Raw genomic sequence first — 377 nt, 5'->3', positions numbered from 1 at the left:
TTTCCGCTGCGTTTCGGGGCGACGGCGACCTTGCTTGAAAAGGCGTCCCCACCCAACATGATCGAAATTATCGAAACCTATAAGGCAACGGTCTGCTTTACCGCACCGACCGCGTATCGGGTGATGTTATCAGCCATGGAAGATGGTGCTGATCTGTCATCGCTGCGCGCCGCTGTTTCGGCCGGTGAAACCCTGCCAGCCCCGGTCTATGAGGCGTGGATGGCAAAAACCGGCAAGCCGATGCTTGATGGTATCGGTGCGACCGAGATGCTCCATATCTTTATTTCCAACCGGTTTGGTGACAGCCACCCGGCCTGCACAGGTCGTCCGGTAACCGGATACGAAGCCAAGATTGTCGATGACAAAATGAACGAAGT

General features: G+C 55.4%; 1 protein-coding gene. It reads left to right on the top strand.

Features of this window, described 5'->3' with window-relative positions; genetic code table 11:
- The coding region (locus tag B3Z49_RS19925) for an AMP-binding protein (protein ID WP_296994094.1) at positions 1-377 on the top strand (377 nt) is incomplete at both ends.

Origin of the sequence: Thalassospira sp. UBA1131, assembly GCF_002311515.1 — a bacterium.
GTDB lineage: Bacteria > Pseudomonadota > Alphaproteobacteria > Rhodospirillales > Thalassospiraceae > Thalassospira.
Note: the sequence above shows the minus strand (reverse complement) of the source record. Positions and strands in the feature narration are given on the sequence as shown.